The 22,153-nt window shown below is 72.5% G+C and carries 20 protein-coding genes; 4 read left to right on the plus strand and 16 right to left on the minus strand.

The features are described from left to right. Positions 1-10: 10 nt before the first annotated feature. Together A4E84_RS17620 and A4E84_RS17625 are read right to left on the minus strand one after the other, a co-directional pair. A complete protein-coding gene (locus A4E84_RS17620; protein ID WP_062927502.1) occupies positions 11-910 on the minus strand; it encodes an alpha/beta fold hydrolase in 900 nt (299 codons plus the stop codon). A gap of 664 nt (positions 911-1,574) precedes the next feature. Then, positions 1,575-2,267 (minus strand): metal-dependent transcriptional regulator, encoded by a 693-nt coding sequence (locus A4E84_RS17625; RefSeq protein ID WP_062927503.1) that lies wholly within the window; start codon positions 2,265-2,267, stop codon positions 1,575-1,577. Between the two features lie 270 nt (positions 2,268-2,537). On the opposite strand from A4E84_RS17625, the gene A4E84_RS17630 reads away from it, so the two are divergent. Continuing rightward, positions 2,538-3,293, plus strand: coding sequence for an SIS domain-containing protein (locus tag A4E84_RS17630; protein WP_062927504.1), 756 nt, complete (start codon positions 2,538-2,540; stop codon positions 3,291-3,293). A 341-nt stretch (positions 3,294-3,634) separates the two neighbouring features. Here the strand turns inward: A4E84_RS17630 and A4E84_RS17635 are convergent, their stop codons facing one another. After that, positions 3,635-5,092, minus strand: coding sequence for a PAS domain-containing protein (locus tag A4E84_RS17635; RefSeq protein WP_079129004.1), 1,458 nt, complete (start codon positions 5,090-5,092; stop codon positions 3,635-3,637). An 818-nt stretch (positions 5,093-5,910) separates the two neighbouring features. On the opposite strand from A4E84_RS17635, the gene A4E84_RS17640 reads away from it, so the two are divergent. Continuing rightward, complete coding sequence (locus A4E84_RS17640; protein ID WP_062927506.1) at positions 5,911-6,420, plus strand: hypothetical protein; 510 nt, start codon at positions 5,911-5,913, stop codon at positions 6,418-6,420. Positions 6,421-6,438: 18 nt separating this feature from the next. Here A4E84_RS17640 and A4E84_RS17645 read toward each other — a convergent pair whose 3' ends face one another. Next, on the minus strand, positions 6,439-7,539 hold the full coding sequence (locus A4E84_RS17645; protein ID WP_062927507.1) for a citrate synthase 2: 1,101 nt from the start codon (positions 7,537-7,539) through the stop codon (positions 6,439-6,441). 284 nt (positions 7,540-7,823) lie between these two features. Here A4E84_RS17645 and pdxH point away from each other — a divergent pair, with 284 nt between their 5' ends. After that, positions 7,824-8,492 carry a pyridoxamine 5'-phosphate oxidase gene (gene pdxH, locus A4E84_RS17650; protein ID WP_062927508.1) on the plus strand — a complete coding sequence of 223 codons (669 nt, stop codon included), beginning with the start codon at positions 7,824-7,826 and terminating at the stop codon, positions 8,490-8,492. A 3-nt stretch (positions 8,493-8,495) separates the two neighbouring features. On the opposite strand, the gene A4E84_RS17655 is transcribed toward pdxH, so the two are convergent. The 10 genes from A4E84_RS17655 to A4E84_RS17700 all read right to left on the minus strand — a co-directional run bounded on the left by A4E84_RS17655 (position 8,496) and on the right by A4E84_RS17700 (position 19,310). Then, positions 8,496-8,897 carry a hypothetical protein gene (locus A4E84_RS17655; protein ID WP_062927509.1) on the minus strand — a complete coding sequence of 134 codons (402 nt, stop codon included), beginning with the start codon at positions 8,895-8,897 and terminating at the stop codon, positions 8,496-8,498. Further along, positions 8,894-9,142: a type II toxin-antitoxin system CcdA family antitoxin gene (locus A4E84_RS17660; RefSeq protein WP_062927510.1), complete on the minus strand. Its 249-nt coding sequence runs from the start codon at positions 9,140-9,142 to the stop codon at positions 8,894-8,896. Before A4E84_RS17660 ends, A4E84_RS17655 begins: the two co-directional genes overlap by 4 nt. A gap of 49 nt (positions 9,143-9,191) precedes the next feature. After that, positions 9,192-9,803, minus strand: coding sequence for a TetR/AcrR family transcriptional regulator (locus A4E84_RS17665; RefSeq protein ID WP_062927511.1), 612 nt, complete (start codon positions 9,801-9,803; stop codon positions 9,192-9,194). Further along, a complete protein-coding gene (locus tag A4E84_RS17670; protein WP_062927512.1) occupies positions 9,791-10,525 on the minus strand; it encodes an enoyl-CoA hydratase family protein in 735 nt (244 codons plus the stop codon). Before A4E84_RS17670 ends, A4E84_RS17665 begins: the two co-directional genes overlap by 13 nt. Beyond that, entirely contained in the window at positions 10,522-12,090 is a 1,569-nt protein-coding gene (locus A4E84_RS17675) for a 4-coumarate--CoA ligase family protein (RefSeq protein ID WP_062927513.1), read from the minus strand. The genes A4E84_RS17670 and A4E84_RS17675 overlap by 4 nt, the downstream gene beginning before the upstream one ends. 39 nt (positions 12,091-12,129) lie before the next feature. Then, complete coding sequence (locus A4E84_RS17680) at positions 12,130-13,251, minus strand: acyl-CoA dehydrogenase family protein (RefSeq protein ID WP_174569435.1); 1,122 nt, start codon at positions 13,249-13,251, stop codon at positions 12,130-12,132. An 81-nt stretch (positions 13,252-13,332) separates the two neighbouring features. Then, positions 13,333-15,183, minus strand: a complete 1,851-nt coding sequence (locus tag A4E84_RS17685; protein WP_062927515.1) for an acetyl/propionyl/methylcrotonyl-CoA carboxylase subunit alpha — start codon at positions 15,181-15,183, stop codon at positions 13,333-13,335. Positions 15,184-15,218: 35 nt separating this feature from the next. Beyond that, positions 15,219-16,817: an acyl-CoA carboxylase subunit beta gene (locus tag A4E84_RS17690; protein WP_062927516.1), complete on the minus strand. Its 1,599-nt coding sequence runs from the start codon at positions 16,815-16,817 to the stop codon at positions 15,219-15,221. Continuing rightward, the gene (locus tag A4E84_RS17695) at positions 16,814-18,484 is read right to left on the minus strand and encodes an acyclic terpene utilization AtuA family protein (RefSeq protein ID WP_062927517.1); all 1,671 of its coding nucleotides are present in this window, start codon (positions 18,482-18,484) and stop codon (positions 16,814-16,816) included. The genes A4E84_RS17690 and A4E84_RS17695 overlap by 4 nt, the downstream gene beginning before the upstream one ends. 31 nt (positions 18,485-18,515) lie before the next feature. Then, positions 18,516-19,310 (minus strand): TIGR03084 family metal-binding protein, encoded by a 795-nt coding sequence (locus tag A4E84_RS17700; protein ID WP_062927518.1) that lies wholly within the window; start codon positions 19,308-19,310, stop codon positions 18,516-18,518. A 201-nt stretch (positions 19,311-19,511) separates the two neighbouring features. Here A4E84_RS17700 and A4E84_RS17705 point away from each other — a divergent pair, with 201 nt between their 5' ends. Next, entirely contained in the window at positions 19,512-20,474 is a 963-nt protein-coding gene (locus A4E84_RS17705) for a hypothetical protein (RefSeq protein ID WP_237304945.1), read from the plus strand. 32 nt (positions 20,475-20,506) lie between these two features. Here the strand turns inward: A4E84_RS17705 and A4E84_RS17710 are convergent, their stop codons facing one another. Together A4E84_RS17710 and A4E84_RS17715 are read right to left on the minus strand one after the other, a co-directional pair. Then, positions 20,507-21,109: a DinB family protein gene (locus A4E84_RS17710; protein WP_062931497.1), complete on the minus strand. Its 603-nt coding sequence runs from the start codon at positions 21,107-21,109 to the stop codon at positions 20,507-20,509. Positions 21,110-21,181: 72 nt separating this feature from the next. Beyond that, the gene (locus A4E84_RS17715) at positions 21,182-22,141 is read right to left on the minus strand and encodes an EamA family transporter (protein ID WP_062927519.1); all 960 of its coding nucleotides are present in this window, start codon (positions 22,139-22,141) and stop codon (positions 21,182-21,184) included. Between the last annotated feature and the right edge of the window lie 12 nt (positions 22,142-22,153).

Here is a 22,153-nt window from a genome sequence, read left to right on the forward strand (position 1 = left end):
CGGGCCGGCGTCAGTCGTCGCCCAGCGCGTCCAGGAACGGCTCGATCGCGGCGCGCCAGGCCTCCGGCTGGTCGTAGTGCACCAGGTGGCCGGCGTCGGCGACCTCCGCGTACTGGCCGCGGGGCAGGACCCGGACCATCTCCTGGGCCTCGGCGCGGCCCAGCTCGCCGTCCAGACCGCGCACGACCAGGGCGGGGCAGCGGACCTGGGCCAGCTCCTCCCAGTGCGCGTCGTACACCCAGGTCTCGCGGGAGCGGAGCATCTGCTCCGGCTCGAAGACCGGACGCCAGCCGTCCGGGGACTCGGCCATCACCTCGGCGTAGAACGCGCCACGGGCCGGATTGGGCCGCTCCACCCAGGGGTCGTCCTCGCCGAACCACTTGCGTACGTCGGCGAGCGTGGCGAACGGCAGTGGCCAGGCCTCGAACCACTGGTCCCACTCGCGCTGCGAGGCGGCGCCGAGCGCGGAGGCCCGCATGTCGCAGATGATCAACCCGCGGACCAGGTCGGGACGCCTGGCGGCGAGCTGCCAGGCGGTCAGCGCGCCCATGGCGTGGCCGATGAGGACGACCGGGGCGAGACCGAGCTGCTCCAGAGCGGCCTCGGCGTCGTCGACGTAGGCGTCACGCGTGAAGGAGCCCTGCGGGGGTTTGTCGCTGCGGCCGTGGCCGCGCTGGTCGAGGGCGACCGCGCGGTAGCGCGCGGAGAGCCAGCGGGCGGTGTAGGCCCAGTGTGAGGCGCGGCCCATGAGGCCGTGCAGTAACAGCACACCCGGGGAGCCCTCCGGCGCGGTGTGCCCGTCGTGCGCCCCCTGCCCGTCCTGCGCGGGATCGGTCTTGGGCGGGTCCCCGAACTCCCAGGCCGCCAGGCGTACGCCGCCCGTCCCGGTCACGTCGATGCGTCGCGCCATGTCCTGGCACCCCCCAAGCTTCGCGCGGACCGCGGCTCCCTGAGCCGGCCGGTCCTGTGAACCGTGTTCTGCCTGCTGTGCCTTCTGCCGTGCTGGTTGCCGTACCTGTCGGTGCAAGTGTGCCGTGCGCCGCCCGCAGACTATCGAAAGCGCATTCGAGAATGGGGTTCTCGCGGGCAACACCCCTCGTTCGAGTGACCACCCCCGGGGATTGATCGCCGCTGCCGCGGGGAGATCTCCAGCGGGAGGCGGACCGCTCGGGGAAACCGGTCCGAGGGGAATGACCCTGAGAGCTCGGGGCTCCGGGTCAGCACAGGGGAGGACAGGCCCCGGCGCCGCACGGCGCCGGGGCCCTCCACATCTCCACGGCACATCCTCCCGTCCCCTCCCCGGCCGGGCGACATCGCTGTCGAGCCTCGGCCCAGAGCCCCTCAGGTCATATGCCTCACGCGACAGCGTCGCACGGGAAGCGTGCGAGCGCTGCCATTCGACGGACTGGATCCCGGATTCGGTCCGGATCACGCCAACGCCACAAGAACCCCCTGCGCAACGGGAGTTGGCCCAAGCCGACCGACCGGCTCAGGACTCGACTCCCCGGGTCGGATCAGGCCGGATCGGATCGGGTCGGGCCGGATCAAGCCGCATCAGGCCGGGTCGGGCCGGATCAGGGCTTGGCGACGAACACGTGGGACGCGACGTCCGACTCCAGCTCGGCCGCCTCGCCGCCGCTGCCCACCAGCACCCCGCCAGCCGACTCCGTCACACTCACCACCGAGCCGGGCTGCACGCCCGCCCGCCGCAGCGTGTACATCAGCTGCGCGTCCGTCTGGATCGGCTCACCGATCCGGCGCACCACGACCGTCTTGCCCTCGGGGCCCGGGTCGAGACTGGCCAGCGACACCATGCCCTCGTCCAGGAACGGGTCGGCGCCGTCCTTCTCGCCGAGCTCCTCCAGACCCGGGATCGGGTTGCCGTACGGCGACTCCGTCGGGTGCCGCAGCAGCTCCAGGACGCGGCGCTCCACGGCCTCGCTCATCACGTGCTCCCAGCGGCACGCCTCGGCGTGGACCTGCTCCCACTCCAGACCGATCACGTCGACGAGCAGACACTCGGCGAGGCGGTGCTTGCGCATCACCCGCGTGGCCAGCCGGCGGCCCTCGTCGGTCAGCTCCAGATGCCGGTCGCTGGCGACGGACACCAGGCCGTCGCGCTCCATGCGCGCCACGGTCTGGCTGACGGTCGGCCCGCTCTGGTCCAGCCGCTCGGCGATACGGGCGCGCATGGGGACCACACCCTCTTCCTCCAGCTCGAGGATGGTGCGGAGATACATCTCCGTGGTGTCGATCAGTCCGGACATACGTGCCCCTCGAATGAGATCTGCCGGAGGCTGGACGGCTCACCGGCGCGTGCGCTGGCCCTGCACCCAATTCTGCCGGATACCACCGACAACCGTGCCGCGGGAGGGAAAGCCGGGGATTACCCGGCCGTCCGCAAGGGTACGGACTTCCCTTTCGGGCGCTTCCCGGCACTCCGCGCACGCCCCTCATGGCCGTATTGACACCGCACTGGTCCAGACCGCACCGTGATGCGCGACACAAGCCGCGAGGCCAGCCTGAAGGGACCCCGTATGAGCGACCGCGCGCCGGCCGGCCAGTTCATCGACGCCGCGATCGGCCTGCTGCGGCGGCTGCGCGACGAGGAGGCCGACAGCATCGCCGCGGCCGGGACGCTCCTCGCCGACACCGTCGCCGACGGCGGCCGCCTCTTCGCCTTCGGCGCCGGGCACTCCTCCCTCGCCGCGCAGGACCTCGTCTACCGCGCCGGCGGCCTCGCCCTGGTGAACCTGCTCGCCGTACCCGGTGTCGTCGGCGTCGACGTCATGCCCGCACCCCTCGGCTCCGCCCTGGAACGCGTCGACGGCCTCGCGAGCGCCGTCCTCGACAGCTCCCCGCTCCGCGCGGGCGACGCCCTCCTGGTCATCTCCCTGTCGGGGCGCAACGCCCTGCCCGTCGAGATGGCCATGAACGCGCGCGCCCTGGGCGTCAAGGTCATCGGCGTGACCTCGGTGGCCTACGCCTCCCGGACGAAGTCCCGGCACGCCTCCGGGACGTACCTCAAGGACCACTGCGACCTCGTCCTCGACTCGAAGATCGCGGTCGGCGACGCGGAACTGACCCACGACGGCATCCCCGCCCCTTTCGCCCCCGCCTCGACGGTCGTCACCTCGGCCCTCCTCCAGGCCGTCATGGCGACGACCGCCACCACCCTCGCCGACCGCGGCATCGAGCCGCCCCTGCTGCGCTCCGGCAACGTCGACGGCGGCCACGACTGGAACACCCGGGTGATGGAGCAGTACCGCGACCGGATCTTCTACCGGCACTGACCGGACCCGGGGGCGCCTCTCTCACCCCGGGTCGACCACCCCGCTCGGCACCTTCGGCCGCAGCCCCCGTCGCCGCTCGCCCCGACCACACGGCCCGGCACGGGCGGACCACAACCGGCCACCCCCACCACTCGCCCGACAGCCCAGCACCGCCCAGCACAAGCGGACCACAACCGGCCACCCCCACCACTCGCCCGACAGCCCAGCACCGCCCAGCACAAGCGGACCACAACCGGCCACCCCCACCACTCGCCCGACAGCCCAGCACCGCCCAGCACAGGCGGGCCACAACCGGCCACCCCCGGCACCGCCCGGCGCAGCGGACCGCAGCCGGACGCGCCTCACTCCCCGTCCGACAGCCCCGACAGATCCAGCGCCGAAGCGATCCGCACCGCCACGTCCTCCGCGTACATCGCGTCGGACCGCTCGAAGGCACTGCGCCCCGCGCCCCGCAGGAACGTCACGACGCCCAGGGTCCGGCCCCGGCTGCGCAGCACCGCGCACAGGGCGTGGACCGCGTCCGGGGGCCACTGACGGGCCAGGGCCCACTCGCGGGCCGCCTCGGGCCGGGCGGCGCCCGCGCTCGCACGCACGGCTCCCACCCGCTCCACGCACTGCCGCGCAGGATGCCCCTCTGCATAGCGGACGGGCAGACCCGCCTGACCGGCCAGCCTGCTCGGGCCCGGCGCCCCGGACGGAGTGGCGGCGACCCGGACCAGCCGGACCGGCCCCTCGGCCTCCGCGTCGGTGACCGCGCCGCCGGCGGCCCGGTCGATCAGCCCGTGGTCGGCGAAACCGGCCAGGGCGAAGTCCAGGTGGACCGTCGCCGCCTCCGCCGGGTCCTCGCACTCGGCTGCGGCCCGCGAAGCACGGTGCAGCTGCTGCATACGGAAGCGCAGCAGGGACGCCTCCTGCTCGGCCTGCTTGGCCTCCGTCACGTCCTGGAACAACCAGCCCACGCCCAGCGGAACCGGCTCCTCCGCGAGCGGCGAGGCCAGCCGCAGGAAGCCGCTGCGCCAGCAGCGCCGCTTCTCGCCCTCCTTGGCGCGCACGCTCACCCACACCTCGGCGGGCGCGGGCGGCGCACCCTCCGCCAGCACATGCTGCAGCGCGCTCTCCAGCTCCTCCACGCCGTGCGACAGCAGCTCCCCGAGCGGCCGCCCCAGCACCGACGTACGGCCCGTGCCGAGCGCGCGGGCCGCGTGCGCGTTCACCACGGCCGGCCGCAGGTCCACGTCCACCAGCACGACACCCCAGCTGGCGTCCTCGAACAGGGCCTCGCTCAGCGCGATAGAGCGCTCCAGATCGATCTGCGCGTGCACCTCGCTGAACGCGCAGTACACCCCCGCCGGCTTGCCGTCGGTCCCGCGCACCGCCGCCGACTGCATCCGCACGAGCACCCGCCCGCCGTCCTTCGTCAGCAGAGCGAACTCGTGCACCTGCCGCCCCGGCGCGTGCATCGCCGACAGCAGCCGCCCCTCGACCTCCTCGGCGTCCGCGCTGCGCACGGCCCACCCGGCCAGCCCACGCCGCCCCACGGCCTCGTCCGCGCCCCAGCCCAGAATCCGTTCGGCCTCACGGTTCCAGTGCGTCACGACTCCGTCGGCGTCGAACGCGCACAGCGCCGCGTCCATGCCGTCCAGCAAAGCGGCAAGCAGATCCGAACCATCCGAACTCTCCCGCTCGGGCTCGTCCGGCCCCAGCTCGTCGGTGGTCCCACTACGCCGGGAAGCACTCACCTGGACCCCCTGCAGGCTGCGTCCGCACGTACGGCACGTCGGTTCGCTCCTTGCAATCATTCAACTGGAACGTGACCCAGCGCACACCGAGTTCCCACAACATTGAAGGAATCGTTGTACGGCGGCAATCCCCACGTCAACGGCTCCGGAGACCACCCGGCCGACCACACCGCGGCCGACCGACGCCGTCAGTCGATCAACAACCGGGCCCTGCCTCCGCCCCCTGCCGCGTGTACCCATCGATCCCGATCTTCATACGGGCGTCGGGCGGTGGGATCCCGAAGGACGCAGCGGAGTGGAGCCATGCCGGAGCAGCAGAGAGTTCGGCCACGCGTTCGACTGAGGGCACCGCTGGCTGATGCCGCCGCCATGCCGGCGACCGGATCGTGAGGTGTCCGGCGCATGTGCTGACGGCGAAGGCCACGGGCCGCGGCTCTTACGCCCGCACCACTTCGGACAGGCACGGGTTCCCTCGTCTGCTGAGGACTCGTGCCGAGCAGCGCTCCGGATACATCACCGGCGACCTGGTGCGTGCTGTGGTGCCGCGAGGCATACGGGTGGGGCATCCGACCCGAACCGGCACAGTCAACGTCTCGAAAAATGGGTTGAGCGGTGAGCGGGCGGTTCCTAGTGTGTGGCTCACACCGAAAGGAGGTGATCCGGCAGATGTATGAATCCCGGACGCGTGAGGTGGCTGCGGGCTAGAGGCCCGTCACCACACTCAGTGCGGTGCCGAGCCGGCACGTGAGCGTACGTGCAGCCGGCCCAATCTCAGGCAGTCACCCGACCCGCGAGTCGCCGGTACGTCCGGCCGGCTCCTCCCCAGGAGGAACCAGACTCGCGGGTCGTCTGCGTTCTTCTGCGGCGTTCCGGGGGCGATGACAGTGGGTGCGTGGCGTGAGGACCGGATCGGGAGCGCCCTGCGGGGCGAGAATCCGGCCGTGATGCGGCGGCTGGAGTCCGGGTTCGCGGTGATCGGGGATGTGCAGTTCCTGCCCGGCTACTCGGTGCTGCTGACCGATGATCCCGCTGTGCAGCGGTTGTCCGAGTTGCCGCGGAGCGGGCGGCTGGCGTTCCTGGCCGACATGGACCGGCTGGGGGAGGCCGTCGAGCAGGCCTGCCGGCGGGTGGAGCCGGGGTTTCGGCGGGTCAATCTGGAGATTCTCGGGAACGCCGACGGGTTTCTGCACGCGCAGGTGTGGCCGCGGTACGCCTGGGAGCCCGCGGAGCTCGTGCGGCGGCCCGTGTGGCTCTACCCGCGGGGGATGTGGGGCGAGGCGCGGTACGCGCTCGGGGCTCGGCACGGCCCGTTGCGGGAGGCCATCGGGGAGGAGCTGGACCGGCTCTCGGGGCGGAGCACACGGACGGCCCCACCCGGGAGCGGGTGAGGCCGTGGGCGGGGCGGGTCAGTGTGCGATGTCCTCGTAGCCCTCGATGTCGTGGGGGTCGCGGGTGCCCGGGCCGACGTAGCGGGCCGAGGGGCGGACCAGGCGGCCCGTGCGCTTCTGCTCCAGGATGTGGGCGGACCAGCCGGCCGTGCGGGCGCAGGTGAACATGGACGTGAACATGTGCGCCGGGACCTCGGCGAAGTCCAGGACGATGGCCGCCCAGAACTCGACGTTGGTGGCGAGGACGCGGTCGGGGCGGCGGGCGTGGAGTTCCGCGAGGGCCGCCTTCTCCAGGGCCTCGGCGACCTCGAAGCGGGGGGCTCCCAGTTCGCGGGCGGTGCGGCGCAGGACCCTCGCCCTCGGGTCCTCGGCGCGGTAGACGCGGTGGCCGAAGCCCATGAGGCGTTCGCCCTTGTCGAGCGCGTTCTTGACGTAGGCCTCCGCGTCGCCCGTGCGTTCGATCTCCTCGATCATGCCGAGGACGCGGGAGGGGGCGCCGCCGTGGAGCGGGCCGGACATCGCGCCCACGGCGCCGGAGAGCGCGGCCGCGACGTCCGCGCCGGTCGAGGCGATGACACGGGCCGTGAACGTGGACGCGTTCATGCCGTGCTCCGCGGCGCTCGTCCAGTACGCGTCCACCGCCGCCACGTGCTTGGGGTCCGGCTCGCCCCGCCAGCGGATCATGAAGCGTTCGACGACGGACTGCGCCTTGTCGATCTCCCGCTGCGGAACCATCGGCAGACCCTGGCCGCGGGCGGACTGGGCGACGTACGACAGGGCCATGACGGCCGCACGGGCCAGGTCCTCGCGGGCCTCCTCTTCGTCGATGTCCAGGAGGGGTTTGAGGCCCCAGACCGGCGCGAGCATGGCCAGGGCGGACTGGACGTCCACGCGGATGTCACCGGAGTGCACGGGGATGGGGAAGGGCTCGGCGGGCGGCAGGCCGGGATTGAAGGCGCCGTCGACGAGCAGGCCCCAGACGTTGCCGAACGAGACGTGGCCGACGAGGTCCTCGATGTCGACGCCCCGGTACCGGAGTGCGCCGCCCTCCTTATCCGGTTCGGCGATCTCCGTCTCGAACGCGACGACTCCCTCGAGCCCGGGAACGAAGTCGGACATCAGGCGGCTCCTCGTGGTGGAAGTGACAGATGGTGTGTTATGGGGTGGGCGTACGAACCATGTGTCAGTCGGCTTGCGAAGCGGGCGGCCGTCCGGTGGATCCACGGTCGTCTACGGCGACTCGCGGTCCTGGTCGGTTGCCCCTGTGATGCCCCGTCCGGCCTACGGTCACCCAACCGGAACGGCACGGAAACGATATCTCCGAGTGCCACCGTTGGGGAGGGTTCACGGCACTCAGTGCCACGCAGTGACGAAGGACACCGTCCGTACGGCAAGATGACCGGGTGACCGACCGCGACGACGTCCCCTTCGATCTGGCCTCGATGCGCAAGCAGTACCGGGCCGAGGGGCTCTCCGAGACCGAGCTCGCCGCCACGCCCGTCGAGCAGTTCGCGCGCTGGTTCCAGCAGGCCGCGACGGACGGCGGGCTGTTCGAGCCGAACGCCATGATCGTCTCGACGGCCGACGCCGAGGGGCGGACGAGTGCCCGCACGGTGCTGCTGAAGCACTTCGACGAGCAGGGCTTCGTCTTCTACACGAACTACGACTCCCGCAAGGCCCGTGACCTGGCGGAGAACCCTTTCGTCTCGCTGCTGTTCCCCTGGCACCCCATGGCCCGGCAGGTCATCGTGGGCGGGATCGCCCGTCGCACCGGCCGCGACGAGACGGCGGCGTACTTCCGCACCCGCCCGCACGGCTCACAGCTGGGCGCGTGGGCCAGCGCCCAGTCCTCGGTGATCTCCACCCGGGCCGACATCGACGGCGCGTACGCGGAGCTGGCCGCGCGCTACCCGGAGGGCGAGCAGGTGCCGGTGCCCCCGCACTGGGGCGGTTTCCGGGTGGCCCCGCAGACGGTGGAGTTCTGGCAGGGCCGGGAGAACCGGTTGCACGACCGGTTGCGGTACGTGGAGCAGGCCGATGGGAGCTGGCGGGTGGAGCGGCTCAGTCCGTGAGGCTCAGATGCCGATGAGCCGGACTCGATCGCCGCACAGCCGCGCCATGTCGTCGACATCGGACGTCAGCACGGCCACTGGGCCCGGCTGCCGCAGTGCCACCTCGGCGACAGTCGCGTCGATCGCGTACTTGTGGCCGTGCAGCCCGGCGGCCTTCAGCAGTTCCGCGGACGCTTTCGCGGCGCCCTCGGTCACCGGCTCGACCTTGACGCGGGAGAGCGCCCACTGCAGTCGAGGCATGTTCACGCGCGCATGACTGACTTCCACGACGGTGTTGGCGCCGATGACGAAATCGGTGCCCATGGCGTGGAGAACCTGGAACATCGCCAGGATCTTGCGATCCTGTGCGATCCAGGCGGAGAGCCCGTGGGAGTCCAGGACAACCGTCTCGACGTGCTCCATCACGCAGCGCTCGCCGATCCGTCGGCATCCGCCGTGCCGAAGATCCTGGAGCGGGCCTCGGCCAGCTCCTCCTCCGTGAACGCCCCGTGCTCCTCCTGGTGACGCATCAGGTCGGCGCCGAGCAACTGATGCCGCAGCTGACGAGCCACCGCCTCGGCGACATAGCCGGAGACGTTGTCGGTGAGCTTCCTGAGTTCGGCGACCTGGTCGGTCGGCAGTGTCACCGTGATGCGTGTCGTGTCCGCCATGCTCCGAGCATACTGCGGTATGCGCATCCCCCGTCCGCGCTGACACCACTCAGCCCAGCGTCTCCTCCAGCAGCCCCGCCCACTGGGCCACCACCCGCTCCCGGCGGGCCGCGTCGTCCGTGAGGAGGTTGGCGAGGCCCAGGCCGCGGGCCATGTCGAGGAGGCCCTGGACCGTTTCGCGGACGCCGGGGAGGGACTCGTCGGCGGCGAGGAGGTCGACGGCTATGCGGTGGGTCTCGCGGCCGACGCGGGATTCGAGTTCGGTGACGCGGGGCCGCAGCTGCTCCTCGTTGGATGCGGCGACCCACAGGTGCAGGGCGGCGCGGAACAACGGCCCGGTGTAGAGGTCGACCAGGGCGGCGACGACGGCGTGACGGTCACCGGCCGCGCCCTCGGGGAACAGGGCACGCAGGGCCGTGGAGCGTTCCTCGGCGACGTATTCGACGGCCGCCGTGAAGAGGTCCTCGCGGGTCGGGAAGTGGTGCTGGGCGGCGCCGCGGGAGACGCCGGCGCGTTCGGCGACGACGGAGACGGTGGAGCCTGCCCAGCCGTGTTCGGCGAGGCAGGACACGGCGGCTTCGAGGAGCCGCTGCCGGGTGGCCCGGCTGCGGTCCTGCTTGGGGACTCTCTCCGCACGGTCGGCCGTGCTCACACCACCCATGCCGCATCCCGTCGTTCGAGGAAGGCCGTCATCCCCTCGCGGGCCTGCGGGGAGGAGAAGAGCCGGGCCGAGAGCGCGGTCAGGGCGTCCGCGTCCCGGTCGAAGGCTTCCAGCACCCTAGCCGTGAGCAGCCGTTTCGTCTCGGCCAGGGCATCGGGGGCGGAGCGGCGCAGACCGTCGAGGATGGGGTCGAGGGCCTTGTCGACATCGCTGTCACAGGTCGTGAGCAGGCCCGTTGCCACCGCCTCCGGGGCGTCGAAGCGTTCGCCGGTGAGGTAGTAGCGGGCCAGTGCGCGGGGGTCGGTGCGGGGCAGCAGCGGCAGGGAGATGACCGCGGGGGCGACTCCGATGCGGACCTCGGTGAAGGCGAAGGTGGCGTCCGTGGAGGCGGCGGCGATGTCGCAGGCGGCCAGGAGGCCGAGGCCGCCCGCGCGGACGTGGCCGGTGACCCGGGCGACGACCGGTCTGGGCAGCTCGACGATCCGCCGCAGCAGGGCGACCAGGGCCTCGGGCGGCGGCGGGTCCTTGAGGTCGGCACCGGCGCTGAACGTGTTGCCGGTGTGGGTGAGGACGATCGCGCGGACACCGGTGTCCTCGGCGGCGTCGCCGAGCGCGTCGGCCAGGTCGCCGACCAGGGCCGCCGACAGGGCGTTGCGGTTGTGCGGCGAGTCGAGGGTCAGGGTTTCCACGGCTCGCGCACGGGTGCGGGCGATCAGCGTCATGCGCTCTCCCGGAGCTGTCGGCGGAGGATCTTGCCGGAGGCCGCGCGGGGGACGCCGACGACGAAGGTGACGTGGCGTATCCGCTTGTAGGGGGCGACGCGTTCGGCGACGTACATCATGATCTCGGCCTCGGTGAGGCCGGCGGCGGACGGCTGGCGCACCACGTAGGCGTGCGGGGCCTCGTTGCCGTCGTCGTCGTACCGTCCGATGACGGCGGCGTCGGCGATGCCCGGGTGGGTGAGGAGCAGGGCCTCCAGTTCGGCGGGGGCCACCTGGAAGCCCTTGTACTTGATGAGTTCCTTGACGCGGTCGACGACGAACAGCCAACCCTCCCGGTCCACGTGGCCCACGTCGCCGGTGTGCAGCCAGCCGTCGGGGTCGATCATGGCGGTGGTGGCGTCGGGGCGGCCGAGGTAGCCCTTCATGATCTGGGGTCCGCGGATGAGGATCTCGCCGGATTCGCCGGCGGGGAGGTCCTTGCCGGGGTCGTCGAGGGAGACGATGCGCATCTCGGTGCCGGCGATGAGTTTGCCGACGGTTCCGGGCGGGGCGTCGTTCATGGCGTCCAGGGGGACGACATGCGTGCCGGGCGACAGTTCCGTCATGCCGTAGGCCTGGCCGACGGGCGGCAGGCCGAGGCGCTGGGAGCAGGCGGCGGCGAGGCGGGCGTCCAGGGGTGCGGCGGCGCTGATGACGTACCGCAGGGACGACAGGTCGTACTGGGCGACGGCCGGGTGCTTGGCGAGGGCCAGGACGATCGGCGGGGCCACATAGAGGGCGGTGATGCGGTGGTTCTGGACGGCCGCGAGGAACTGCTCCAGGTCGAAGCGGGGCAGGACGACGACGGTGGCGCCCTGTCGCAGGGGCGCGTTCATCAGGGCGGTGAGGCCGTAGATGTGGAAGAAGGGCAGCACCGCCAGGACGCGGTCGCCCGGGCCGGCGGGGATCGCCGGGTGGAGCTGTGCGAGGTTGGTGGCGATCTGCCGGTGTGTGAGCATCACGCCCTTGGGGGTGCCGGTGGTCCCGGAGGAGTACGGCAGGGCCGCGATGTCCTCGGCGGGGTCGATGGGGACCTGCGGTTCGGGGGCCGCCGAGGCGAGCATGTCGATCAGGGAGCGGTGGCCGCTCGCGCTGTCGCACACGAAGATCTCGCGTACACCGCCCGCGAGCTCGGCGGCCCGGCGGGCGACGTCCAGCAGCGGTGACACGGTGACGACCCACCGGGCCGCCGAGTCCCGCAGCTGTTTGGCGAACTCCTCGGCGGTGGCGAGCGGGTGCACGGTCGTGACGGTGGCACCCGCGCGCGTGGCCGCGTAGAAGGCGGTCGGGAAAGCGATCGTGTTGGGGCTGTGCAGGGCGAGGACGTCGCCCTTGCCGACACCGGCTTCGGCGAGGGCGGCGGCGACGCGCCGGTGGAAGCGGTCCACCTGCTCGTAGGAGAGGGTGGTGCCGTCCGTGCCGTCGATCAGCGCCGGGATGTCGCCGAATTCGGCGGCCCGGGCCAGGACCGCGTCGTGGATGGGCAGGTCGACGGGCGGGACGTCTGCGTACTGGCTGCGGAACATGGCGGGTTCCTCCTCGCGGCGCGGGCCGTCTCAGGGTCCTCAGTACGACTTGGGCAGGCCCAGGGTCTGGTGGGAGACGTAGTTGAGAATCATCTCCCGGCTCACCGGCGCGATACGAGCCACGCGCGCGGCCGTTATCAGCCGGGCCAGGCCGTACTCACGGGTGAGGCCGTTGCCGCCGAGGGTGTGCACGGCCTGGTCGACGGCCTTCACGCAGGCCTCCCCGGCGGCGTACTTGGCCATGTTGGCTGCCTCTCCGGCGCCGATGTCGTCGCCCGTGTCGTAGAGGTGGGCGGCCTTCTGCATCATCAGGCGGGCGAGTTCGAGTTCGATGTGTGCCTGGGCCAGAGGGTGGGCGATGGCCTGGTGGGCGCCGATGGGGGAGTTCCAGACGGTGCGGTCGCGGGCGTACTCGATGGCCTTGGCGAGCGCGTGGCGGCCCATGCCGATCGCGAAGGCGGCCGTCATGACGCGTTCGGGGTTGAGGCCGGCGAAGAGCTGGAGCAGGCCCGCGTCCTCGTCGCCGACCAGGGCGTCGGCGGGCAGCCGCACGTCGTCCAGGACCAGTTCGAACTGCTTCTCCGCGGCGTTGAGTTCCATGTCGATGGGGCGGCGGGTGAAGCCGGGGGTGTCGCGCGGGACGATGAAGAGGCAGGGCTTGAGGCGGCCGGTGCGGGCGTCTTCGGTGCGGCCGACGATGAGGGTGGCGTCGGCGATGTCCACGCCGGAGATGAAGACCTTGCGGCCGGTGAGGAGCCAGTCGGTGCCGTCTTTCCGTGCCGTGGTGGTGATGCGGTGGCTGTTGGAGCCGGCGTCGGGTTCGGTGATGCCGAAGGCCATGAGGCGGGTGCCGTCGGCCAGGCCGGGGAGCCACTGTTGCTTTTGGGCGTCTGTGCCGAAGCGGGCGATGACCGTGCCGCAGATGGCCGGTGAGACGACCAGCATGAGCAGGGGACAGCCGGCCGCGCCGAGTTCTTCGAGGACGATGGAGAGTTCGGAGATTCCTCCACCGCCGCCTCCGTGCTCCTCGGGGAGGTTGACTCCGAGGTAGCCGAGTTTGCCTGCGTCCGACCAGAGTTGGGTGGGGTCGCCGCCGGGGCCGTGGCGTTTGCCGAGGGCGGCGACGGCTTCTCGGAGCGCCTTGTGGTCTTCGGGGTCCATGACGGGTCCTTTCGGTGCGGGCCGGATATGGCTTGTCGCGCTCGCGCGGCGGTAGCCGCACATGGATACAGCCCCGCGCCCCTAAGAGGTCTCTGTCACCACTGCCAGTAGTGCGCCCGGCTCCACCTGTTGGCCCGGCACTGCGCGCAGCTCACTCAGCGTTCCCGTCACCGGGGCCGTGACCTTGTGCTGCATCTTCATCGCCTCCAGCCAGAGGAGGGGCTCGCCCGCCTTCACCGGTGTTCCTGCCGTGAGGCCCTCGGCGACGCGGACGACCGTGCCCGGCATGGGGGCCAGGAGGGAGCCCGGGGCGTGCTGGGTGGTGGGGTCGGGGAAGCGGGGCAGGGCGGTCAGGGCCGTGGTGTTGACGTAGACCTGGTCTCCGTAGCGGGCGACCTCGTACTTCCGCTCCACCCCGTCCGCTTCGAGTACGACCAGCCCCGCGTCGGCGTGCACCACCCGCACCCCCTCCGCCTCCAGCCCCTCCCTGCCGTGCCGGTATCGGGCCTCGTACTCCTGTCCCGCCATCGCGTACCGCTTGATCTGCGGTTGTGAGGGGACGTTGCGCCAGCCGCCGAAGCCGGGACGGGAGCGGGCCCGGGCGTCGGCGAGGGCGGCGGCCAGGGGGGCGTGCGGGTCGGGGCGCGGTTCGGTCAGGTCCGGCAGGTGGCGGTCGTAGAAGCCGGTGTCCATGCGGGCCGCGGTGAACTCGGGGTGGCGCAGGGAGCGGACCAGGAGATCGCGGTTGGTGGCGGGGCCGTGGATCTCGGCGCGTTCCAGGGCGGAGGCGAGTCGGCGGAGGGCCTGCGCGCGGGTCGGGGCGTGGGCCACGACCTTGGCGAGCATGGGGTCGTAGTGGACGCCGATGTCGTCGCCGTCCGTGTACCCGGTGTCCAGGCGGACGGCCCGGGGGACGGACAGGCGGTGCAGGGTGCCGGTCTGCGGCGACCAGTCGCGGGCGGGGTCCTCGGCGTACAGGCGGGCCTCCACGGCGTGGCCGCGCGCGGGTGGCGGATCGGTTTCGAGGGGGTGGCCCTCGGCGATCCGGATCTGCTCCGCCACCAGGTCGATGCCGAAGACGGCCTCCGTGACGGGGTGTTCGACCTGGAGGCGGGTGTTCATCTCCAGGAAGTGCGCATGGTCGTCGGCGACGAGGAACTCGACCGTTCCGGCGCCCACGTAGTCGACGGCCCGGGCGGCCCGTACGGCGAGGGCGCGGACCTCCTCGTCGAGCGCGGCGGACAGGCCGGGTGCCGGGGCCTCCTCGATCACCTTCTGGTGGCGGCGCTGGAGGGAGCAGTCGCGGGTGCCGAGCGGCCGGACCGTGCCGTGGGTGTCGGCGAGGATCTGCACCTCGACGTGGCGGCCGTTCTCCACGTACGGCTCGACGAAGACCTCGCCGTCGCCGAAGGCACTCGCCGCTTCGGCACGGGCGGCGGCCAGTTCGGCGTCCAGGTCCGCCAGGTGCCGTACGACGCGCATGCCGCGGCCGCCGCCGCCCGCCGCCGCCTTGACCAGCACGGGCAGGTCGGCCTCGGTGACCTCGGTGAGGGGCCGGATGCCCATGAGCTGCTTGGCGCGTGTCTTGGACGCCATCGCCTCGATGGCCTCGGGGGGCGGGCCGATCCAGACCAGGCCCGCGTCCTGGACGGCCCGGGCGAAGCCGGCGTTCTCGGAGAGGAAGCCGTAGCCGGGGTGCACGGCGTCCGCTCCGGCGGCGACGGCGGCCTTCACGATCAGGTCGCCGCGCAGGTAGGTGTCGGCGGGCGTCTCCCCCAGGAGTCGTACGCTCGCGTCGGCCACGCGCGCGTGGAGGGCGTCGGCGTCGGCGTCCGAGTGGACGGCGACGGTACGGATGCCCAGGTCGTGGCAGGTGCGGAAGACGCGGCAGGCGATCTCGCCCCGGTTGGCGACGAGCACGGAAGTGATCACTGAAGGGCCCCTCACGGCATCGGTCACTGGTTCCCTCACATCCGGAAGACGCCGAAGCCGCCGCGCGCGCCCTCGTAGGGGGCGGTATGGATCGCGGACAGGCACAGGCCGAGGACGGTACGGGTGTCGCGCGGGTCGATGACGCCGTCGTCGTAGAGCCGCCCGGACAGGAACATCGGCAGCGACTCGGACTCGATCTGCTGCTCGACCATGGCGCGCAGCGCGGCGTCCGCCTCCTCGTCGTAGGGCTGCCCCTTGGCGGCGGCGGACTGGCGGGCGACGATCGACAGCACCCCCGCGAGCTGCTGCGGGCCCATGACGGCCGACTTGGCGCTGGGCCAGGCGAAGAGGAAGCGGGGGTCGTAGGCGCGGCCGCACATGCCGTAGTGCCCGGCCCCGTAGGAGGCGCCCAGCAGCACCGACAGGTGCGGGACCTTCGAGTTGCCGACGGCGTTGATCATCATCGCGCCGTGTTTGATGATGCCGCCCTGTTCGTACTCCCTGCCGACCATGTAGCCGGTGGTGTTGTGCAGGAACAGCAGCGGGATGTCGCGCTGGTTGGCGAGCTGGATGAACTGCGCGGCCTTCTGTGACTCCTCGCTGAACAGCACGCCCCGGGCGTTCGCCAGGACACCCACGGGATAGCCGTGGAGCGTGGCCCAGCCGGTGGTCAGGCTCGTGCCGTACAGCGGCTTGAACTCGTCGAAGTCGGAGGCGTCGACGATGCGGGCGATGACCTCGCGCGGGTCGAAGGGGCTCCTGAGGTCGCCGGGGACGATGCCCAGCAGCTCCGCCGCGTCGTACTTGGGCGGCTGGGCGGACCCCGGATCCTCGTACGCCTTGCGGTGGTTGAGGCGGGCGACCACGCGCCGGGCCTGCCGGAGCGCGTCCTGCTCGTCGACGGCGAAGTGGTCGGCGAGGCCCGAGACGCGGGCGTGCATCTCGGCGCCGCCCAGGGACTCGTCGTCGCTCTCCTCCCCGGTCGCCATCTTCACCAGCGGCGGGCCGCCGAGGAACACCTTCGCCCGCTCCTTGACCATGATCACGTGGTCGGACATGCCGGGGATGTAGGCGCCGCCCGCGGTGGAGTTGCCGAAGACGACCGCGACGGTCGGGATGCCGGCGGCGGACAGCCGGGTGAGGTCGCGGAAGATGGCGCCCCCGGGGATGAAGATCTCCTTCTGGGAGGGGAGGTCCGCCCCGCCCGACTCCACCAGGCTGATGCAGGGCAGCCGGTTGGCGAGGGCGATGTCGTTGGCGCGCAGGGCCTTCCGCAGCGACCAGGGGTTGCTCGCTCCGCCGCGCACGGTCGGGTCGTTGGCGGTGATCAGGCACTCCACGCCCTCGACGACACCGATGCCGGTGACGAGGGACGCGCCGACGGTGTACTCGCTGCCCCAGGCGGCCAGCGGGGACAGCTCCAGGAACGGCGTGTCCGGGTCGAGGAGCAGCTCGATGCGCTCGCGGGCGAGGAGCTTGCCACGCCCCCGGTGCCGTGCGACGTACTTCTCGCCGCCGCCCGCGAGGGCCTTGGCGTGCTCGGCGTCGAGTCCGGCGAGCCTTTCGAGCATGGCCTCGCGGTTGGCCCGGTACTCCGGGTCGTTCGGGTCCAGGGCGGAGGTCAGGACGGTCACAGGAGTGCCTCCGGCAGGTCCAGGTGGCGGGAGCGCAGCCATTCGCCGAGGGCTTTGGCCTGCGGGTCGAAGCGGTGCTGCGCGGCGACGCCGGCGCCGAGGATCCCCTCGACGACGAAGTTGAGGGCGCGCAGGTTCGGCAGCACGTGCCGTACGACGGTCAGTTCGCGGCTCTCGGGGATCAGCTCACGGAACCGGTCGACGGTCAGTTCGTGCGCGAGCCACCGCCAGGCGTCGTCCGTGCGGGCCCACACCCCGACGTTGGCGTCGCCGCCCTTGTCCCCGCTGCGGGCGCCCGCGACGAGGCCGAGGGGAGCCCTGGTGACCGGCCCGGGCGGGAGCGGCTCGGGGAGCGGCGGCTCCGGCACCTCGTCGAGTACGGCCGTGTCGTGGGCCGGTGGCACGGGGACCCGGCGCCCGTCATGGAGAACGGCCACATGGTCGACGCCACCATGGGGGACGTACACATCCTCGAAGACCCCATAGGGCGAGCCCTTCCCCGGTGGTGCCAGCACATGGAAGCCGGGGTAGCCGGCGAGTGCCAGCTCCACGGCCGCCCCGCTCAGCGTCCGCCCGACGGCCTCCGGGTCGGGGTCCCGGACGACGAGCCGCAGCAGCGCGCTCGCGGTCTCCTCGCTCGGGGCGTCGGCGCGGTCGGTGCGGGCGAGCTCCCAGCGCACGTCGGCGGCCTTTCCGAGGGCGGGTTCCATCTGGTCCCGCACCAAGGCGGCCTTGGCCTCGATGTCGAGGCCGGTGAGCACGAAGACGACCTCGTTGCGGAAGCCGCCGAGCCGGTTGAGCCCGACCTTGAGGGTGGGCGGCGGCGCCTCTCCGCGCACGCCCTCGATCCGCACCCGGTCGGGCCCGTCCTGGCTCAGCCGTACGGTGTCCAGCCGGGCGGTGACGTCGGGTCCCGCGTACCGGGCACCGGCCGTCTCGTACAGCAGCTGCGCGGTGACCGTGCCGGTGTCGACGAAGCCGCCGGTGCCGGGGTGCTTGGTGATGACGCAGCCGCCGTCCTCGTGCAGCTCGGCGAGGGGGAAGCCGGGGCGGCGGACGTCGCCGTCCCGGAAGAAGGCGTAGTTGCCGCCGGTGGCCTGTGCCCCGCACTCCAGGACGTGCCCGGCGACGACGGCGCCCGCGAGCCGGTCATGGTCCGTTGCGCTCCACCCGAAGTGGGCGGCGGCCGGCCCGGTGACGAGGGCCGCGTCCGTCACGCGCCCGGTGACGACGACGTCGGCGCCCGCCCGCAGACACTCCGTGATGCCGAAGCCGCCGAGGTAGGCGTGGGCGGCGAGGGAGCCCGGGTGGGCGGCGCCGAGGTCGTCGCCCGTCACATGGGCGACGCGCACAGGGATGCCCAGCCGGCCGGCCAACTGCCGTACGGCGTCGGCGAGTCCGGCCGGGTTGAGACCGCCCGCGTTGGTGACGATCCGCACGCCCCGCTCGTGCGCGAGACCGAGGCAGTCCTCCAGCTGCCGCAGGAACGTGCGGGCATATCCGGCGGCCGGGTCCTTGAGGCGGTCGCGGCCGAGGATGAGCATGGTCAGCTCGGCGAGGTAGTCACCGGTGAGGACGTCGAGTTCGCCGCCGGTGAGCATCTCGCGCATCGCGTCGAAGCGGTCGCCGTAGAAGCCGGAGGCGTTGCCGATACGGAGGATCGTCACGAGGCCGCCTCCTCGCCGCTGCGCTCGGGCGTCACGAGCCGGCCTTCTTCGGCGGGCGTCCGCGGCCGGGCGGTCCCGCGAAGGCCTGGGCGATGCCGAGCCAGCGGTCGGCGTCGGGGCCGTCGGCGCGCAGGGCGAGGCCGGTGCGGTGGGCGCGCTGGGTGACCAGGAGGCAGAAGTCGAGGGCGGATCCGGTGACGCGCTGCGGGGCGTCCTTGGGGCCGTACGTCCACAGGTCGCCGGAGGGGGCGCGCAGTTCGACGCGGAAGGGGTCGGCGGGCGGGGTCAGGCCGTGCACGCCGTAGGCGAAGTCCCGGGTCCGCACCCCGAGCCAGGCCACATGCCGCAGCCGGTCGGTGGGTTCGCGCACCACACCCAGGGCGTCGGCCACGTCCTGTCCGTGGGCCCAGGTCTCCATGAGACGGGCCGTTGCCATGGAGGCGGCCGACATGGGCGGGCCGTACCAGGGGAAACGCGCCCCGGGCGGGGCGGCCCGCAGGGCGTCCATCAGTGCCGTACGGCCTGCGCGCCACCGGGCGAGCAGCGCGCCGGGCGGGGCTCCCGCGCCCTCTTCGGCACCCTCGTCGACGAAGGAGCCGGACGCGGCGAGGGCCTTCTCGACCAGTGCGTGGAAGCCGTCGGCGTCCGTGACGGCGAGCAGGGCCGAGCCGTCCGTCCAGGCGAGGTGGGCGATCTGGTGAGCCACGGTCCAGCCGGGCGCGGGGGTTGCGAGCGACCAGCGCAGCGGGGACGACTCGGCCACGAGACGGTCGAGTTCCTCGCTCTCCTCGCGCAGATCGTCGATCACGGAGGTCGGATCGGACACGGGCGCTCCCCTCGGGGCACGGCGGTGTGCGGGGTGGTGCGGCGTGCTGAGGAGCATGGCAGCAGCACAGGAAACAATCAAGCGTGCTTGCATGAAATGGTCGGGGGGCCGGAGGTGTGCTCTATGTGCTCTTCGGCGGCGGGATCAATACACTGCGGGTCGCGCTCGTTCCATTGGTCACGCGTCGGGGGAGACACAAGGATGAGCACCTGGAACCCGGGCGGGCAGCCGCCGTACGACCCGAACGGCCCGCAGCCGTACCCGCCCCAGCCAGGGCCCTACCCGCCCTCACCGGGGCCGTACGCACCGCCGGGGGGTGGGTATCCGCCCCATGCGCCGCCGCCCGGGACCGGTTATCCGCCCCATGTGCCGCATCCCTATATGCCTCACCCCGGGCCGCCGCAGGCGCCGCCGCCCGGCCCGGTCGCGCGGCTGCGGCGGCGGATCGGCCCCGTCCACACCGCGCGCCGGGTGTTCAGGCCGTCCCGGCCGGACCTCGTCGAGGACGTTTTCGTCGCCCGCATGCAGAAGATCCGCACGCTGGTGGGGCTGGCGGCGGTGGTGTGGGTGTCGGTGAGCTACAAGGTCGCGGACTCCCTGCGGGACGTCGCCGACGACCGCCTCGACCAGTCCTGGCACAGCGTGCTGGTGCTGTCCGTGACGTTCCCGGTGGGCGTGGGCGTCCTCCTGGCCCTGACCGCCCCGTCGGCCCGCCGGGATCTGCTGCGCCGGGCGGCCAAGCCGTTCGGTGCGATGGTGGCCCTGATCGCCGCGGTGTTCGTGTTCCCGCTGATGGTGCTCACCGGTTTCGTCGACGGCCGGTTCGCCACCAGCCCGGCGATGACCGTGATCACGTGGGTGGTCATCGTGCTCGTCCTGGTGTGGGTGCTGCCGTTCATCGCATGGGGCGTCGGCCTGGCGCTGCTGCACGTGTTCCGCACGGCCGACATCCACCAGACCATGCCGCCGCTGCTCGCCATGGCGCTGGTGTGGGAGATGACGCTGATCGACCTGTTCACCGGGGCGTACGCGGGGGTGCCGGTCCCGGTGCGGGCGGTGTTCATGCTCGGGGCGCCGCTGTCGGTGACCGCGGTGGGGCTGTGGGAGCTGCGCCGGCTGCGGGCGCACTACGGGATCTCGGTGCGCGGGATGCTGGTGCGCTAGCGCTCGCTCGTGCCCCGCCGGCACCTCGGGGCTCAGCCCGTCACGCCCGCTTGCCTCGCCGCCTCCTCCAGCCTGCGCCGGTGGGCCTCCCGCCCGGCCCGGTCGCCCGGCCCCATGCTGTCCTTGCCCGGCGTCAGGCCGACCGCGCCGTCGATGAGTTCGCGCACGATGTCGGCGTGACCGGCGTGACGGCAGGTGTCGGCGATCACGCGCACCATGATGTGGTGCAGCGTGGTCTCGCGCCGCTCCTCGGGCCACCAGGGGACGTGACCGGTCGCCTCCAGCGGCAGCGCCGCGATCGTGGCGTCCGCGTGCTCCCATGCCCGGCGGTACAGCCCGGCGATGTCCTCACGTGACTCGTCGGGGGTGGCCCACATGTCGGCCTCGGGTTCGGCGTCCTGCGTGTACCACCAGGACGGTGGGTTCTCGCCGAAGAAGGGCCGGCCGAAGGTGTCGCCGAAGTACCCCAGCTCCACTCCGGCGGTGTGTTTGACCAGCCCGAGCAGGTTGGTGCCGGTCGGTGTCAGGGGGCGGCGGATGTCGTACTCGGAGAGTCCGTCGAGCTTCCACAGCAGGGCGTCACGCGCGTCCTGGAGGTAGCGCAGGAGGTCGGCCTTCGGGTCCGGTGTGGTCATGCGCGCAGTGTGGCAGCCGGCACTGACAGCCGGGCCGGACCGCATGAGCGGCCGCTCCCCTGGCGGGGCGGCTCAGCCCTCCAGGCCGGTGCTCTCCAGCGCCGCGCGCTTCTTGCGCCCGCCGCCCACCTGGGTGCGCACCGCGCCCATGCTCGCCGCGACGACCAGGGCGATCGCGGCGGCCTCGGCGGCGCTGAGGGCCTGGTCGAGGATGAGGAAGCCGGCCGTCGCGGCGATGGCCGGTTCCAGGCTCATCAGGATCGCGAAGGTGGAGGCGGGCAGGCGGCGCAGGGCGAGGAGTTCGAGCGTGTAGGGCAGCACCGAGGAGAGCAGGGCCACCGCCGCGCCCAGGCCCAGCGTCACCGGGTCGAGCAGCTTCGTCCCCGACTCGGCGATACCCAGGGGCAGGAACAGCACCGCCCCCACCGCCATGGCCAGCGCCAGCCCGTCCGCCTGCGGGAAGCGGCGGCCCGTACGGGCGCTGAAGACGATATAGGCCGCCCACATGACGCCGGCCCCCAGGGCGAAGGCCGCTCCTGTGGGGTCGAGGCCGCTGAAGCCTCCCCCGCCGAGGAGGAAGACACCGCCGAGGGCCAGCGCCGCCCAGACGACGTTGATCGCGCGGCGGGAGGCGAAGACCGAGAGGGCGAGCGGGCCGAGGACCTCCAGCGTGACCGCGGGACCCAGCGGGATGCGGGCGACGGCCTGGTAGAAGAGGCCGTTCATGGCGGCCATGGTGATGCCGAAGACGACGACGGTGCCCCAGTCGGTGCGCGAGTGGCCGCGCAGCCGCGGGCGGCAGACCAGGAGCAGTACGACGGCCGCGACCAGCAGGCGCAGCGCGACGACGCCGAGGGCGCCCGCCCTGGGCATGAGCGTGACCGCCAGGGCGCCGCCGAACTGCACGGAGATCCCGCCCGCGAGCACCAGGCCCACGGGTCCGAGGGAGCCGAGCCGGCCCGGGCCGGTGGCCGGGGAGGTGGCGTCGGCGGTCGCGGACGAGGGCGAGGTGGCGGTCTCCGGCGTGGTCACGGGCGGTCCTGT

The sequence above is a fragment of the Streptomyces qaidamensis genome (genome assembly GCF_001611795.1).
Classification (GTDB): Bacteria; Actinomycetota; Actinomycetes; order Streptomycetales; family Streptomycetaceae; genus Streptomyces; species Streptomyces qaidamensis.